The organism is Roseovarius amoyensis, from assembly GCF_003260265.1.
GTDB lineage: Bacteria > Pseudomonadota > Alphaproteobacteria > Rhodobacterales > Rhodobacteraceae > Roseovarius > Roseovarius amoyensis.
In genome coordinates this window covers 1-16,116 of record NZ_QITQ01000023.1, presented here as the reverse complement: position 1 = coordinate 16,116, position 16,116 = coordinate 1, and the positions used below count along the sequence as shown (strand labels likewise).

Annotated in this window: 11 protein-coding genes, 2 pseudogenes and 1 other annotated feature; of the genes and pseudogenes, 8 read left to right on the top strand and 5 right to left on the bottom strand. The window is 66.3% G+C overall.

Going from position 1 to position 16,116, the window contains the following annotated elements; all coding sequences use genetic code 11:
• Positions 1–27: 27 nt before the first annotated feature.
• On the bottom strand, positions 28–5,469 hold the full coding sequence (locus tag DL899_RS15640; RefSeq protein ID WP_111735300.1) for an alpha-2-macroglobulin family protein: 5,442 nt from the start codon (positions 5,467–5,469) through the stop codon (positions 28–30).
• A gap of 155 nt (positions 5,470–5,624) precedes the next feature.
• On the opposite strand from DL899_RS15640, the gene DL899_RS15635 reads away from it, so the two are divergent.
• The gene (locus DL899_RS15635) at positions 5,625–7,421 is read left to right on the top strand and encodes an ATP-binding protein (RefSeq protein WP_111735299.1); all 1,797 of its coding nucleotides are present in this window, start codon (positions 5,625–5,627) and stop codon (positions 7,419–7,421) included.
• Positions 7,422–7,524: 103 nt separating this feature from the next.
• On the opposite strand, the gene yaaA is transcribed toward DL899_RS15635, so the two are convergent.
• From yaaA to DL899_RS15620, 3 genes are all read right to left on the bottom strand, one after another.
• Positions 7,525–8,283 (bottom strand): peroxide stress protein YaaA, encoded by a 759-nt coding sequence (yaaA, locus tag DL899_RS15630; RefSeq protein ID WP_111735298.1) that lies wholly within the window; start codon positions 8,281–8,283, stop codon positions 7,525–7,527.
• Positions 8,284–8,317: 34 nt separating this feature from the next.
• The gene (recQ, locus tag DL899_RS15625) at positions 8,318–10,378 is read right to left on the bottom strand and encodes a DNA helicase RecQ (RefSeq protein ID WP_111735297.1); all 2,061 of its coding nucleotides are present in this window, start codon (positions 10,376–10,378) and stop codon (positions 8,318–8,320) included.
• Between the two features lie 361 nt (positions 10,379–10,739).
• A complete protein-coding gene (locus tag DL899_RS15620) occupies positions 10,740–11,021 on the bottom strand; it encodes a YggT family protein (RefSeq protein WP_111735321.1) in 282 nt (93 codons plus the stop codon).
• 163 nt (positions 11,022–11,184) lie between these two features.
• On the opposite strand from DL899_RS15620, the gene DL899_RS15615 reads away from it, so the two are divergent.
• From DL899_RS15615 to DL899_RS15590, 7 genes and pseudogenes are all read left to right on the top strand, one after another.
• Positions 11,185–11,721: an acyl-CoA thioesterase gene (locus tag DL899_RS15615; RefSeq protein WP_111735296.1), complete on the top strand. Its 537-nt coding sequence runs from the start codon at positions 11,185–11,187 to the stop codon at positions 11,719–11,721.
• 65 nt (positions 11,722–11,786) lie between these two features.
• Positions 11,787–13,172, top strand: coding sequence for an MFS transporter (locus tag DL899_RS15610; RefSeq protein ID WP_111735295.1), 1,386 nt, complete (start codon positions 11,787–11,789; stop codon positions 13,170–13,172).
• Positions 13,151–14,080, top strand: coding sequence for a penicillin-insensitive murein endopeptidase (mepA, locus tag DL899_RS15605; protein ID WP_111735294.1), 930 nt, complete (start codon positions 13,151–13,153; stop codon positions 14,078–14,080). The genes DL899_RS15610 and mepA overlap by 22 nt, the downstream gene beginning before the upstream one ends.
• Before the next feature lie 294 nt (positions 14,081–14,374).
• Positions 14,375–14,797 carry an alternative ribosome rescue aminoacyl-tRNA hydrolase ArfB gene (gene arfB, locus DL899_RS15600; protein ID WP_111735293.1) on the top strand — a complete coding sequence of 141 codons (423 nt, stop codon included), beginning with the start codon at positions 14,375–14,377 and terminating at the stop codon, positions 14,795–14,797.
• 111 nt (positions 14,798–14,908) lie between these two features.
• Positions 14,909–15,067, top strand: a complete 159-nt coding sequence (locus tag DL899_RS19450; RefSeq protein ID WP_162685606.1) for a hypothetical protein — start codon at positions 14,909–14,911, stop codon at positions 15,065–15,067.
• A gap of 39 nt (positions 15,068–15,106) precedes the next feature.
• Positions 15,107–15,334, top strand: a pseudogene (locus DL899_RS15595) (transposase); the annotation flags it as partial.
• Positions 15,335–15,366: 32 nt separating this feature from the next.
• A pseudogene (locus tag DL899_RS15590) lies at positions 15,367–15,876 on the top strand (transposase); the annotation flags it as partial.
• Positions 15,690–15,807: a sequence feature (AL1L pseudoknot), on the top strand. It overlaps the preceding pseudogene by 118 nt.
• Before the next feature lie 43 nt (positions 15,877–15,919).
• Here DL899_RS15590 and DL899_RS15585 read toward each other — a convergent pair.
• On the bottom strand, positions 15,920–16,116 hold a 197-nt coding region (locus DL899_RS15585; protein WP_162685459.1), incomplete at its 5' end, for an integrase core domain-containing protein.

Here is a 16,116-nt window from a genome sequence, read left to right as displayed (position 1 = left end):
AGGGCATGACCGGTGGGCGGAACCCGCTCACTCGGTCACGCGCATGCGCCCGGTCGCCGTGTGCGCCCGATAGGCGGGGCGGTACATGTCCTCGACCGTGGCAGCCGGGTGGTGATAAAGGCCGGGCGTTACCGCACGCACGATATAGGCCAGCTCGAACGCCTTGTCCGAGCGCCAATCAACCGCCGCGATGAACCGGTCTGACCGGAACTCGGCATGTTGCGCGGGCGCCGGGTCCAGCCATTCATGCACGCCCACCCCACCTGATTGCAGCAGGTTGGGGTTGTCGATCTCCAGCCCCGCCGGCAGCGGGTCGTTGATGATCAGCCGCGCCTCACCCTTCTCGAACGGCGTGACCTCGATCACCGCCATCAGCCGCGTGCCGGTGGCAACGCTGTCGAGCGAGACCTCGTCACCATCGAGCGTGTAATAGCCGCGCGAGATCGCGTAGCCATAGCCGCCCGCATCCGGCGCCACCTGTGGCACCCCCAGCGTCGTCAGCGTGATGTCGGCTGCCGCCTGTCCGGTGTTGGCGATCTCTAACGGCGCCTCTGTCGCCGCGACCCGGCGCACCAGCGGGCCGGAAACCGGCACGCCATCGACGGCAAGCCCGGCCAGCGCCGGATCGTCGATCAGCGCCCGCGCCGCCAGCAGCGTCCAGGCCTGTTCCTGCGTCGACAAGTGCGGCCCGGCCTGACCCAGCGCATCCGTCAGCGCGCCCCGGTCGATCGCGGTGCTGCCGGCCTCGGTGGCCAGCGCCAACAGGCCCGCGCGGTCACGCAGCCTGGTGCCATAGTCGGCCCGCCATAGCTGGCTTTCCGCCTGCCGGTCCTCGCCACTGATGCGGCGCTGGGCAGCGGCGAACATGCGGTCGGCACGGGTCTGGTCACCATAGGCCGCCAGCGCCGCGCCAAGCTGGGCCAGCGCCAGTGGCGTGGCCAGCGCATCAGCCTTGACGTCGGCGTAATAGCGCAAATCGCCCATCCGCGCCGCGCCCTCGCGCGCCAGCACCATCAGCGCATAGGCCACGTCCTCGCCGCCCTTGTCGAAATCGGGTGCATAGTTGACGCGGTTGCGCAGGTTGTCCATCGCCATGGCAAAGGCACGCTCGGGCACCGCATGCCCCTGCGCCCGTGCCCGCGACAGGAAGTCGGTGACATAGGCATCCAGCCAGAAATCACCCGAATCGGGACGCCACAGGCCAAAGCTGCCACCGCTGGATTGCCGCGACAGAACCTTGGCGATGGCCTCTCCGATCCGCTTTTGGGCCTGCTCGCCGCCGCCCAGGCCAAGCGCCTGCGCGACCGTGTCGAAATAGAGCAGCGGCATCGCCTGCGAAGCGACCTGTTCGGTGCAGCCATAGGGATAACGGTCAAGCGCGGTCAGCAACGCCGGCGCGTTGAGCTTGGCCAGCGGCCCGGCCGAAACCACAGCGCTGCCGCTGCCGGGGCGCAGATCGGCAAAGACGTTGTCATCCAGCGCGAAGCGTTCGCCAGCGCCCAGCGAGAACCGCCGCGTGACCGCAACTTCGGGGTCGTTGCTGCGCACGCCCAGCGTGAGCGACTTGGTCAGTTGCCGCCCGTCCGGCGTGGTCAGCGCAACCCGCAGGGTGTGATCGCCGACCTCCCTTGCCACGACCGGGATCGACAGCGTTGCCTTTTCGCCCTCGCCCAGGTCGATGCCCGACGGCATGCCGCCGCCAAGAGTCAGCCCCGCTGTGGTGATGTCGAGCCCCATCCGCCCGGTTGGGCCATCGGCATGGGTGATTTCCAGCAACATTTGGCTTGCATCACCTGGCGCCATGAAACGTGGCAGCGACGCCGTGATGACCACGGGATCGCGCACCAGCACGTCGCGCGCGGCCTGCCCCACGGCGCGGGGCGACCACGCCACGGCCATCAACCGCACCGTGCCGTTGAAATCGGGGATATCGAAACTGGCCTGCGCCATGCCATCCGCGCCCACCGTCAGCGGGCCGGAAAAGAACGCCACCAGTTCCTCTTGCGGCGGGGGCGACTGAAAGCCGCCGCCGCCCGCATCACCGCCCGAGCGCACGCGCCCCTCGGCCCCGTTCAGCCCGTCGATGAGGCGGCCGTAAAGGTCGCGGATTTCCACGCCCAGGCGGCGCTGACCAAAATAGTGACCCACCGGGTCGGGGCTGTCGAAGCCGGTGAGGTTGAGAATACCCAGATCGACGGCGGCAAGGGTCACATAGGCGGTTTCGCCCTCGGCCACGCCGTCGACGGACACGCTGACATCCAGCGGGCCGCGCGGGCGCGTCAGTTCCGCCGCTTCGATATCGACCGTCAACTTCCGGTCGCCCGGGGCGATCGCCGCATAGGACAGGCCCAGTGCGCGCGCGGGATTGTGCCCGGCTGCCACGTTCATGGGCCGGATCACCTGGGCGGTGACATAGGCGCCGGCGCCCCAGTCATCGGTTACGGCGAGGGGGATGATGTTCTCACCCTCGCTGACCTCGACGGCCTGCATGTCGATGACCCGGTTGGACATCACCGTCACCAGCGCGGTGCCGGCATAACGCGGCACGATGCGCAGATTGGCGGTGTCGCCCGGGCGATAGCCGGGCTTGTCCAGCGACAGTTCCAGCATGTCGGGCGTGCTGGAGGTATCTGCAGGTGCGTACCACCCGGCGTAGAAATCCACCGAGGCGGCGACATAGGCGCCGTCGGTGCGCTCGACCACCAGTTCATACTGACCCCATTCGACCGGGGCTGACAGCGCCAGCGGGTCGACCCCTTGCCCCAGCATCGCCTCGCCCGTGGCGACGCGGCTGCGGGTGGTGACGGGTTCCCAGTTCCACTGGCCGTATTCCTGGTACCACTGATAGCGGGTATGAACGCGGTTCACCGTCCATTTGACCGCCATCGGCGCCGGCGACAGGTCTGCGCCCAAGGCGATGACGCGGAACCGGGCCTCGCCCCCCTCGGGCGCGACACCGTCGAATTCGGGGCGGATACCGATCATCGGCCCCGAGGGGGCCAGCATGCGGGTGATTTCGCGCTCGACCGGTCGGCCGGAGCCCTCTCGCATCGACAGGCGCAGCGTCGCCTCATAGGGGCGGTCCGCAACCGGCGCGTCAGGGATATCGGCCTCGGTGACAAGACGCCCCTGGTCATCGGTCGTCCCGCCCGCCAGAAACTCGGTCTGGGCCGAAACCTGTTCGTCGTGGCGGCCAAACCGATAGCCGGGATGGCTTTCCAGGTCACGCCGGGGGCGGATGATGACCATGCCGTCGGCCTCCAGCCCCGCTCCGGGCGCACCAAAGAGGTATCTCGCCTCGACGCTCAGCGGCGGGCTGTCGCCGGGGCGGATCGGCCCCTCGGGCAGCGACATCTCGAAATCAATGCGTTCGGGCAGGAAATCCTCGACCAGAACCGTCTGGCTGGCCAGCGCCGGGGCGTCCGGGTCGGCGCGCACCTCCAGCCGCCAGGCGCCGCGCGGGGCGGTGGCGCCCACGGGCAGCGCAAAGACATGCCCGCCAGCGGCATCCTCGGCCGACAGGTGGCGGGAATATTCCACCCCGTCGGGGCGCGTCAGGATCGCGGTCAGCGGCAGGTCGGGGACTGCCGCGGCGACACCATCGCGCGCCAGCGCGGTGGCATGGATGACCTCGCCCGCGCGATAGGCACCGCGGTCGGTGGCCAGGAACACGTCAACCGGCGGTGCGGACGGTCGTCCGGCAACGCCGCGATCCGACAGGTCGAACGCCGGGTCGGTCAGCGACAGAAAGGCCATGTCGTCATCGCCCCGTTGCGCCAGCACCATCGCCGGCGCCGCGGCCCCCGCGCCGCGCACCAGCCCCGGCGCGAACATCGCGTGCCCCTGCGCATCGGTGGCGACGGTGCCCAGCACCCGGTTGCTGCGCGACAAGAGCGTCAGCTCGACCCCGTCCAGCGCCTGCGCATCCGACAGCGCGCGTACGAACACATGCAGCCCGTCGGTACCCTTGAGCGTGGTCAGGCCCAGATCGGTCAGCACGAACCATTGCGTTGCGGCATCCGCATCGTACGGGTCGCTGCCCGGCACACGGGCGGTCAGGGCGTAGATGCCCGGCGCGCGGCCGGCCAGCACATCGCCCAGCGGCAGGCGCGTGGTCATGGTGCGGTTCAGCTCATTACCGACCTCGCCGGTGCCGGTCCAGACTTCCTCGGCCAGGTCGGCGGTGAAACGTTCCTCGGCGTAATAGCTCAGCGGCCGGGCGAAATAGTCCTCCTGTATCGTGCGCAGCAGGTTGCGGTCGCTCACCCGCCGCAGGCTGAGTTCGACCTCGTCCAGGTTGACGGTTTCGATCGGCAATGCCGCATCGGCAGAGGCGGGCAGCACATAGGCGCGCCCGGGAAAGGATGTGACCGGACTGCGGTCACGAACGTAAAGCGCGATCTCGACATCGCGGATCAGCTTTTCGCCGCTGGCGGCCGGCAGCCCCTCGCGAAAGGTGACGGTATAGCGTTCGCCGTGTTCGACGCCATCGATGCAGATCTCGCGGTCCTCGGCCTGCACCACCAGCCCGGTATCATTCAGCCGCACGAAGGGGGCGTAATCGACCCCGGCCTTGACCAGCGGTTCGGAAAATTCGGCGCAGATGCGCGGGCGGTCGCTTTCGTTGTCGGCACGGTGGCCGGTGACGCGAAAGCCGTATTTGGCAATCGCCGCCTCAAGCGCGGCTGTCACGTCCTGACGCGGTGCCAGCCCTTCGGCCAGCCGCAGGGCGTGCACCATGTCGCGCCCGCGCCCCAGACGCTCCAGCGCCTCGGCCATCTGCATCAGCGCGTTGACGCGCACCGCCGGGGTCAGGCCGCGCAGGTGGGCATTGGTCGCTGCGCGAAGCGCACGTTCGGCATTCTGGCGCTTTTCCGAACGTTTATCGGTCTCGATGGCCAGCGACAGACGGGCATATTCCACCCACTGGTCGGCCCCGTCCGCCGCGGCGATGACCGCCCCGATCCAGCGCATGGCATTCAGGTGATCGCCCGTCGCCTCGCGGTCCTGGGCGGCGCGCAGCATCTCCAGCACCTGGTACTGGCCGCCGGGGTGGCGGCTGCCGATCTCGACCGCCAGTTTGCGCGCGGCGGTCAGATCGCCCCGCGACAGAAAGCCCAGCTCGGCCGCGCGCGCACCGGCCTGCGCCAGCACTTGCGGGTCGGTGTCCAGTATCCGGGCCGAGATCGCGCCCTCAAAAGGCTTTGTTTCCGCCACGTCGACCTTGGGGAAACAGGCGTTCTTGCGCGTGTTGAAGGTATAGGCCTTGCAGTCAGGGTCGGCCATGCAGGTGTTGCGGCAGGCCTCGCGCGTGGTGTCAAAGAGCGGCTGCAGGTCGCCACCAAAGAAATCGGTGTCCCGGATAACGGTCTCGCGCCGTTCGGGCACCACGCCCTGTGCCGGGCTCTGGGCCGTGGCCTGGGCGGCAACAATGACCAATAGAATGACTGAAAAAAGCCGGCGCAGCATGGCACTCTCCTTCAAAATCTATCGCCATCGTGCCACGTCCCCGAGCGACAGACAACGGTTTCCCGCAGCCGCGGCCGGCACCGGTTAGGCACATCTTTACCCATCACACCCAAAGTGACACGGCAATCCCGCTGGTCCTGGGTGGAGGTCGGGCGATGAGCCTTGCCAACAAACTGGCAGAAGAGCGCCGCGCCCGGCTGGCCGCCGAAAGGCTGCTGGAACAGAAGCAGGCAGAACTGCACGCCGCCAACCGTGAGCTTGGCCGCCATGCGCTGGCGCTGTCGGAAAAGATCAACAAGACCCGCGCCGAGGTCCGCACCGTGCGCGACGAGAACGCGCGCGTCAAATCCGACCTCAGCGCCGCCAATGAAAAGATCGAGATCGCCGAGCGGCGGCTGTGGCATTCGATCGAGACGATCCAGGACGGTTTCGCCTTTTTCGACGCCGACACCCGGATGATCGCCGCCAACCGCGCCTGGCTGTCGGTGTTCGACGGCATCGAGACCGTGCGCCCCGGCATCTCGTTTATCGAGATACTGCAGATCGCCATCGAGGAAGGCGTGATCGACATCGGCACAGACGCCCCCGCCGCCTGGCGCCAGCGGATGCTGGAACGATGGCAGGAAGCGTCGCCCGAACCCGAGGTGATTCGCCTGTGGAGCGGCGAGTACATCAAGCTGATCGACCAGCGCGGCCACGCCGGCGATATCGTCAGCCTCGCGCTCAACATCACCGACACGATCCGCTATGAAACCCAGCTAAAGGAGGCCCGCCACCTGGCCGAGGCGGCCAGCGCCGCCAAATCGTCGTTCCTGGCCAACATGAGCCACGAGATACGCACGCCCATGAACGGTATCGTCGGCATGGCGGAGGTCCTGCTTGATACCGAACTGGGCGAGGAACAGCGCCTCTATGCCAACACCATCAAGAGCTCGGGCGAGGCGTTGCTGGTGATCATCAACGACGTGCTGGATTATTCCAAGATCGAGGCTGGCAGGCTGGACCTGCACGCCGAACCCTTTGATCTGAAACGCTGCATTCACGAGCTGGTGACGATGATGCGAGCGGGCAGCCGCGACAAGGGGCTGGAAATCCGGGCCGAATGCGACCCGACGCTGCCCAGCCGCCTTGTCGGCGACCCCGGCCGTATCCGGCAGGTGCTGACCAACCTTCTGGGCAACGCCGTCAAGTTCACCGAGGCGGGCCATGTCATCGTGCACGCCACCGGGGCGATGGCAGACGACGATGCGTTCGAGTTGCAGATCAGTATCGAGGATACCGGCATCGGCATCCCGGCGGACAAGGTGGGGCACGTGTTCGGCGAGTTCAACCAGGTCGATGACGCCCGCAACCGCCGCTTTGAGGGAACAGGGCTGGGGCTGGCGATTTCCGAACGGCTGATCGGCCTGATGGGCGGGCGCATCTGGGTCCAATCGGAAGAGGGCAAGGGGTCGACCTTTGGCTTTGCTCTGTCCCTGCCGCTGGCCGCGGAACAGGGCGACACCACATCGGCGGTCGACGAACAGCCACCGCGCGCGATGCGGGTATTGGCGGCCGAGGACAACAAGACCAACCGCCTGGTGCTGTCAAAGATGCTCAAGGAACTGGATATCGACCTGCAATTCGCCGGGGACGGGGCCGAGGCGGTTGCGCTGTATCAGACCTTCGGCCCCGACCTGGTGTTGATGGATATCTCGATGCCGGGGATGGACGGCAAGGAGGCAACCGGCCACATCCGGCAGTTCGAGGCCGAGACAGGCCAACATGTGCCCATCGTGGCGATGACCGCGCATGCCCTGACCGGCGACCGAGAAACGATCCTTGCCGCCGGGCTGGACGGGTTCCTGACCAAGCCGCTGAGAAAGGCCGACATCATCGGCCAGGTCACCGACGCCTGCCCGCCCGGCGCGCGCCCGCCCTTGCCGCAGGGGGACGCCAAGAAGGCGTCCTGAAACCCCGAATCGGACGCTCATATTGTCGGATGCTTCGGCGGGCCCGGCGCCAGCGGCTTTGTCCCGGGCCGAAAGATACAGGCTCAATGCGCGGGAATCGTCCCTAAGCTGCGCCTCGCAGAAACACTGGTCGGTCAGGTTCCGACATGTCCGGCTGAAACGCATAGCCGCCGGTGTCGAATTCGCGCAATGCCCCGGCGTCGGTCAGTCGGTTCTGAACGATAAAGCGCGCCATCGCCCCGCGTGCCTGCTTGGCGTAGAAGCTGACGATGCGCGGGCCCCCGGGGCGGTCTTCCATGAACACCGGCGTGACCACCCTGAGCCCCAGCGCGGCCAGGTCAACCGCGCCGAAATATTCCTGGCTGGCGCAGTTGACCAGCGTATCGGTGCCGATCTGGCCGGCCTGCGCGCGCAGCGCCTCGGCGATGCGCGGACCCCAGTAGTCGTAAAGCGTCTTGCCGCGCGCGGTCTTCAGCCGGCTGCCCATTTCCAGCCGGTAGGGTTCTATCGCGTCGAGCGGGCGCAGCAGGCCGTAAAGCCCGGACAGGATGCGCAGGTGCCGTTGCGCCCATTCCATCTCGTCAGGGTCGAGCGTCCGTGCCTCGAGCCCGCGATAGGTGTCGCCGGCAAAGGCCAGCGCAGCGGGCTTGCGATCCATCTCGCCGAAGCGCGCAAAGCGGTCGGCGTTGAGTTGGGCCAGATCCTCGCTGATCTTCATCAGGCGGCGCAACTCCGCCACCGACAGCCCGCGCGCCACCTCCGCCAGCTCGCGCGCGTCCTTGGCAAAGGCGGGCTCTGTCGTGCCGGGGCATTCAGCCTGCGCCATGTCGATTTTCTTGGCGGGTGACAGTACGACCAGCATTGTGCGCCTCCTTCGTCCGGGTTGGGGTTGCGGCTTAATCCGCCGTTGACAGAACGTCCAGAAAGGCCGCGCCGAAACGCTCGGCCCGGCGTTCGCCCAGCAGCCGCGCCATGTCCTGGGGCGTGCGGGGTCGGGCAGTGGCGACGCGCGCCAGCAGCGAGGGTGAACAGCTCAGCGGTTTGCCGGCGCCGTTCTCGCCACGGGCCAGTTCGGCCTCGACCGCCTTCAGCCGGTCGAACAGCGGCCCCGCATCACGGCCCGCCAGCTTGCGCCGGGTGGGGTGCAATTGCTCGGCTTCGCCATTGATCACCTCCAGAAACGCGCGCCCGTACTGTTCCAGCTTCTTGGCCCCCACGCCGCCAATGCGCGCCATTTCATCCAGCGTCCTGGGCCGGGTTTCGGCCATCTCGATCAGCGTGCGGTCGGTAAAGACGATATAGGCCGGCATGCGCGCCGCCTCGGCCAGCGCCCGGCGCTTGGCCTTGAGCGCCGACAACAGCGGCGCGTCCTCTTCCGCCACCAGCGCCTTGGGCGCGGGGCGGCGCGCGGCCTTTTGCAGCGAGTCGCGCCGCAGGGTCACGGACACCTCGCCGCGCAGCACCGGATGCGCCTTTTCTGTAACGACCAGCGCGCCGTGGCGGGCGGCGTCGGGGCGGATCAGGTCATACCCCATCATCTGCCGGAATATCGCCTGCCACGCGGCGCGCGGTATGTCGCGTCCCACCCCGAAGGTCGGCAACCCGTCATGGCCGCGCGCGCGCAGCTTGTCGGTTTCGTTCCCGGTCAGGATGTCGATCAGGTGCCCGGCGCCAAAGCTCTGGTCGGTACGCAGTGCCGCCGACAGCGCCTTTTGCACCGCCTCGGTGGCGTCGTAGGTTGCCGGCGGGGTGTCGCACAGGTCGCAATTGCCGCAATCGCCGGCGGTTTCACCGAAATAACCCAGCAGCACCCGGCGGCGACATCCCGTGGCCTCGGCCAGGCCCAACAGGGCGTTCAGCCGGGCATGATCGGCGGCGCGGCGTTCGGGCGGGGCCAGCCCCTCGTCGATCTGGGCGCGGCGCAGGCGGATGTCGTCGGCACCGTAAAGGGTCAGCGTTTCGGCCGGGGCGCCGTCGCGCCCGGCGCGGCCGATTTCCTGGTAATAGGCCTCGATCGACTTGGGCAGGTCGGCCTGCACCACCCAGCGGATATCGGGCCGGTCCACCCCCATGCCAAAGGCGATGGTGGCGACGACGATCAGGTCATCCTCGACGTTGAAACGCTCTTCGACCTCGCGGCGGGCTTCGGCCTCCATCCCGCCATGGTAATGCGCGGCGTTGTGGCTCTCGTCGCGCAGCGCCTTGGCCAGCGTTTCGGTGCGCGCGCGGGTGGCGCAATAGACGATGCCGGGCTGGCCCTTGCGGGCGGCGGCAAAGGCGATCACCTGCGCGCGCGGCCGGTCCTTGGGTTGAAAGGCCAGGTGGATGTTGGGCCGATCAAAACCGCGCAGAAATATCTGCGGTTCTTCTCCGTCAAACAGCTTGGCAACGATCTCGGTCCGGGTTTCGGCGTCGGCGGTGGCGGTAAAGGCCGCCAGCGGCACCCCCAGCGCGCGGCGCAGATCGCCGATGCGCAGATAGTCGGGGCGGAAATCATGGCCCCACTGGCTGACGCAATGGGCCTCGTCGACGGCGATCAGGCTGACATTGATGCGCCGCAACAGCCCTTGCCCCGATCCGGCGGCCAGCCGTTCCGGCGCGATGTAGAGCAGCTTGAGCGTACCCTCGGCAAGGGCCGCGTGCACCGCCTGCGTCTCTTCGTCGGTGTTGGCCGAGGTCAGGGCCCCGGCCTCTACCCCCGCGGCCCTCAGCGCGCGTACCTGGTCGCGCATCAGCGCGATGAGCGGCGAGATCACCACCGTCACGCCCTTGCGCATCAGGGCCGGCAGTTGATAGCACAGCGACTTGCCCCCGCCGGTGGGCATGATGGCCAGCGTGTTGCGCCCCTCGGCGACGGTGTGAACGATTTCTTCCTGGCCGGGGCGAAACGCCTGGAACCCGAAGACGTCGCGCAAAAGCGTGGCAGCGCTGTTGTCGAGGGTGGCAGAGGCGTTCATGTCAGCCCGGCCTTCCGGCGGGGGCCGATGTCGCGGGTTTCACCTGACAGGAGTCGCAACCTTGCAACCAGAGGGCATGCGAACGCCCGGGTGGGCGCGAATGCGCCCGCCATGGGGCGGGCGGGCGCATGCCCGGCCCGCAAGCGTGCCGGGCGAGGCAAGTTCATGAATTCGCCAAGCCCCCCCGAAACATCATTCCCTTCGAAACAGGCAGCAGGACGCGCTCGAACCGGCGTCGGCACCACATTGCGACACATGTTCTCCCGGCGGTTCAAACCTGTCCCCTGAAACTCGTCGACTGCTCTTGCCGGCGACCATCCCATACCATGATTCGGGGCACAAGCCCCGGCACGCATGTTCGCTAGAACAGGATCGCGGGCAGGATATAATCGCGCAGCGAAATGACGATGATGATCGCGATCAGCGGCGCCAGGTCCAGCGGCCGGGTATCGGGCAGGATGCGGCGGATGCGGCTATAGATCGGCTCCAGCAGGCGGTTCAGCCCGTACCAGATCTGGGCCACGAACTGTTGATGCAGGTTCAGAACCTGAAAGCTGATCAGCCAGCTCATGATGATGTGGGCAATCATGATAAAGAAAGCCACATCGAGGATCAGCCTCAAGGGTCCGTAAATCGCCATCATGCCGCGCACTCCATCACTTGCCGCACTCACCTAAGCGCGCGGGGCAAAAAGGGCAAGTCCGACGCGAGATTGCGCTGACCTCGCCCGCGAGGCTGGCAAACCGGCGGCGGTTTGAGTAATCCATTACAGGCAGGTTGAGTAATCCATTACAGGCAGGACCGCGATGTACCCCTTCATCCGCATGGCGTGGCAATTCTGGCTGCACCGAAAGGCCCCGCCGCTGCCGGTGACAGGCACCCATCTGTCACACCATGTCTGCCTGCCCTGGGACCTCGACATATGGATGGAGCTGAACAACGGCCGGACGCTGACGCTGTACGACCTGGGCCGATTGCCGCTGATTTGGCGCACCGGCCTTTGGCGGGGGCTCAGGCGGCGCGGCTGGGGGCTGACGATGGCCGGCGCCTCGGTCCGTTATCGCCGCCGTATCCGCATGTTCGAAACCGTCGAGATGCGATCGCGCACGCTGTGCTGGGACGACCGGTTCTTTTACATCGAACAGTCAATGTGGAAACGCAAAGGCGACTGTGCCGGTCATGTGCTTTACCGTTCCGCCGTCACCGGGCCGGATGGCATCGTAAACCCGGGGGAACTGACAACCGTGCTGGGCCTGCCGGCTGAATCGCCGCCCATACCCGGCTGGGTCACGACCTGGATCGCGGCCGAGGCCCAACGCCCCTGGCCGCCGATGCAGGATTGACTTGCAACCCGCCCCGCCTGCCCGTCTTATCGAACGGCTTTTGAGGCAGGGAATACGGGGGCGGCATGAGCGATCGCGCGGCACGCAGGCGCATCTGGGGCTGGTACTTTTTCGATTGGGCCAGCCAGCCCTATCACACCTTGCTGGTGACCTTTGTCTTTGGCCCCTACTTTGCCTCGATCGCGGCGGCGCATTTCATGGCCACGGGGCTGACCGAGACCGCCGCCGACGCCCGCGCCCAGAGCCTGTGGTCACTGGGCCTGACCATCACCGGGCTGATCATCGGCTTCGGCGCGCCGCTGATGGGCGCGCTGGCTGACACCGCCGGGCGGCGCATGCCCTGGATCGTGGGTTTTTCGGCGATGTATGTTCTGGGCGCCACCGGCATCTGGTGGACCTTGCCGGACGGGTCGACCCTGTGGTGGGCGATGGTGATGTTCGGCATCGGCTTCATCGGGGCCGAATACGCGCTGATCTTTATCAATTCGCAACTGCCCTCGCTGGGTCCGCCCGAAGAGACCGGCGCGATTTCCGGCGCCGGTTTCGCATTTGGCTACCTGGGCGGGCTGGTGACGCTGATCCTGATGCTGGCCTTCCTGATGGAGGGCGCGGACGGGCGCACGATGCTGGGGCTTGATCTGCCCTTTGGCCTTGATGCCGAGGCACGCGAGGGCACGCGCATGGTCGGCCCCTTTGCGGCGCTGTGGTTCGCTATCTTCATGATCCCCTATTTCCTGTGGGTGCGCGACATCGGCCCGCCGCGGCGCGGGCGCGGCATCGGTGACGCGCTGGGGCTGCTGAAGAAATCCGTTCTCGCGCTCAGGCGACGGATCAGCCTGTCGGCCTATCTGGGCAGCTCGATGCTCTACCGTGATGCGCTCAACGGTCTTTACGGCTTTGGCGGCACCTATGCGGCGCTGGTGCTGGACTGGTCGATCACCTCGGTGGGCGCCTTCGGCATCATCGGCGTCATCTCGGCGGCGCTGTTTTCCTGGGTCGGCGGACGATTCGACAGGGCACTGGGGCCAAAGCCGGTGATCGTCGCGGCGATATGGGGTTTGATCGCGGTCTGCGTCGTGGTGGTGGGCATGGACCGCACGCAGATTTTCGGCGTGGCGCTGGCGCCGGGATCGACCCTGCCGGATATGGTGTTTTTCGGCTGTGGCGCGCTGATCGGCGGGCTGGGAGGCACGTTGCAGGCGGCCAGCCGGTCGCTGATGGTGCGCCACACCGACCCCGCCGCCCCGACCGAGAGCTTTGGCCTTTACGGCCTGTCGGGGCGGGCCACCGCCTTTGTCGCGCCGGCGCTGGTGGGGACAGTCACGGCGATCACCGGCAGCGCGCGCATCGGGGTGGCGCCGCTGATACTTCTTTTCCTGGTGGGGCTGCTGCTGCTAGGATGGGTTCAGGCAGAAGGGGACAGGGAAACATGGTCGGACACCTCAGACTGATCGCGCTGGCCGCCATCCTGGCCGGGTGCAGCGCCTCGTCCCCGCAAGCAACCGCACCGGGGCTGGAGCCGATCCTTTCGACAAAAAGCCTGCCCGCATCCATGCAGGGGGTCGAGGCCAAGCGCCTGTTCGGGGCCGTGACCCGCGGCTCTCGCCAGGCGCCGACGCCCTTCGGCAGCTACGCCAAGGGCTGTTTCGCCGGCGGCGTGCAACTGCCCGAGACCGGGCCGACCTGGCAGGCGATGCGCCTGTCGCGCAACCGCAACTGGGGCCATCCCGAAACCATCGACTTCATCAAGAAGCTGTCCGCCTTTGCCGCTACCCAGCCGGGGTGGGAAGGGCTTTACGTGGGCGACATCAGCCAGCCGCGCGGCGGGCCGATGCTGACCGGGCACCGCAGCCACCAGATGGGGCTGGACCTCGATATCTGGATGCTGCCGCCCCAGCGGCTGAACCTCAGCCGGGCCGAGCGCGAGAACCTGTCGTCGATCTCGCTCAGACGCGCCAACGGCGCCTATATCAACGACAACTGGACCCGTCAGCACCACCAAATCATCAAGGCCGCCGCACAGGACCCGCGCACCGCGCGCATCTTTGTCTTTCCCGGTGCCAAGGTGCAGATGTGCAAGGATGAAAAGGGAGACCGGTCCTGGCTGCGCAAGGTGCGGCCGTGGTGGGGGCATCACTATCATTTCCATGTCCGGCTGAGCTGCCCCAAGGGCGCGAGCGGCTGCACGAACCAGGTTGCACCCCCGGCGGGCGATGGCTGCGCCGACGCGGAACAGTGGGTGCATAACATCCTTAACCCGCCGCCGCCCGACCCGACCGCGCCCCGCCCCGCCCCCCGGCGAGAGCTGACAATGACCGATCTGCCGCGCGAATGTGTTTCGGTGCTGCAGGCGGAATGACGCCACATCGTGGGGAAATTTCTGCGCCCACCCCTGTATTTTGTTTTGACAATGCCGAAATCTGTGGCACGCTCAGATCAACGGTAACAACTGAAAGGAGGTGGTCCAGTGTCATTAGAGGTATTGGAGCGAGGTGCAGGGACAGTTCGGGTGGGTCGCGCCTAGGGCAGCCCCTGGGTGCAGGACACCCCCGGATTGGTGCGCCTAACCGCACCACCTCCTGAAACTTCTGAAGGGCCGCTTCGCAGACCGGGGCGGCCCTTTCGATTTCCGCAAGGCCCGGCGAGAAAGACCATGCTGCGCATCACCGACCAGATCGTCATCGAGGACTGGGAACTGACCGAACAGTTCATCCGGTCCAGCGGCCCCGGCGGACAGAACGTCAACAAGGTGTCGACCGCTGTCGAGCTGCGGTACGAGGCAGAGCGTTCCCCCAACCTGCCCGACCCGGTCAAGCGGCGGCTCAAACGCCTGGCGGGGCGACGCTGGACCAAGGAAGGCGCGCTGGTGATTCAGGTCGAGGACACCCGCAGCCAGGCCCGCAACCGCGAGATCGCCCGCGAACGCCTGGCCGAGCTGGTGCGCAGGGCCACCGAGAAACCCAAACGCCGCATCCCCACCCGCCCGACACTGGGCGCCAAGAAACGCCGCTTGAAAGCCAAGAAGGTTCGCGGCGAGGTCAAGGCGATGCGCGGCAAGGTGGACGGAGAGGAGTGATCCCGCGTGCCAAATGTGATTCAATCAAATTGAGGGTATCAACTGTTCTTCTAACAAAAGAGCCACTATTCTGAGACCTCTTCTTGCTCCATGCCCCGAGGAGAACCGGCGATGGATCAGCAGAAATACTTGCCGCCGCAGCCCACGTATTGGAACAAATCCAGCGTAGAGAACATGGCGTCAGCCATTGCTGCAAAGTTGGATTTTTCGATTGGAGACCCGATCGAACCAATTGTATCTAGACTTGGCTTTGTTGCACAAATTGGCTGAGGGATTCACTGTTTGAATCCAGCGTGATAGCTGGCTGTCATGAGCAGTTGGTCACCTACGAAGTGCAAGACCAGGAACTGGCCTTCGTACAACACGGCGCTGAAGCAGCGCGGTTCACTTGCAATCTGGTTTGATCCCGAGATGCCCTGGCACGCGGCTCCGACGGGTAGGCGCGGTCGTCAGCCCGAGTTCAGCGACGCCGCGATCCAAGCTTGCCTGACGATGAAGGTGCTTTTCGGTAGGCCCCTGAATCGCCCCGGCTTTGTCGGAGACCATCAACTTAAGTAAGGATGATGGTTATGACGAAAAGCAAACTGGCAAATCGCTACTCGCCTGAGATCCGTGCGCGTGCGGTCCGGATGGTGTTCGAGCATCAATGCTCATATGAGGCGTAGGCGGGCGCGATCGCGGCCATTGCACCCAAGATCGGCTGTATTCCTCAGACCCTGCGCGAATGGGTCAAGCAGGCTGAGAAAGACAGCGGCATGCGCGACGGCGTGACCAGCGAGGAGCGGGACCGGATCAAGGCGCTGGAGCGGGAGAACCGAGAGCTGCGCCAGGCCAATGAGATCCTGCGCAAGGCTTCGGCGTTTCACCCGCCACTTGAACCAGTGGCGTGACGGGCTCAACTTTGCACAGGCGGAACTCGACCGCCCACTGAAGCGATGATCGCCTTCATCGAAGATCAACGCGTTGTCTACGGTGTCGAGTCGATCTGCAGGGTGCTGCCGATTGCGCCGTCGACATATTATCATCACCTGGCGTGCCAAGCCGGCCCCTCCAAAGCCTCGGCGCGGCATCAGCGGGATAGAGTGAGCTACTCCCCATCGGTTGGACAGGATCTGGCGTAATTCAAGCTACTCTTTGCATCTGCTGATCGGGGTTGGTTGTTTCATTTCTCTGCCAATAGACCACGGCTGGCGGTCTGCCGCCAAGGGCCGAGTGCGGGCGTTGGTGGTTGTAGAAGGTCATCCATTTCCGGATGCCCGCCTTTGCTTCCGACCCGGTCTCCCAGGCATGCAGGTAGACGCACTCGTATTTCAGGGTCC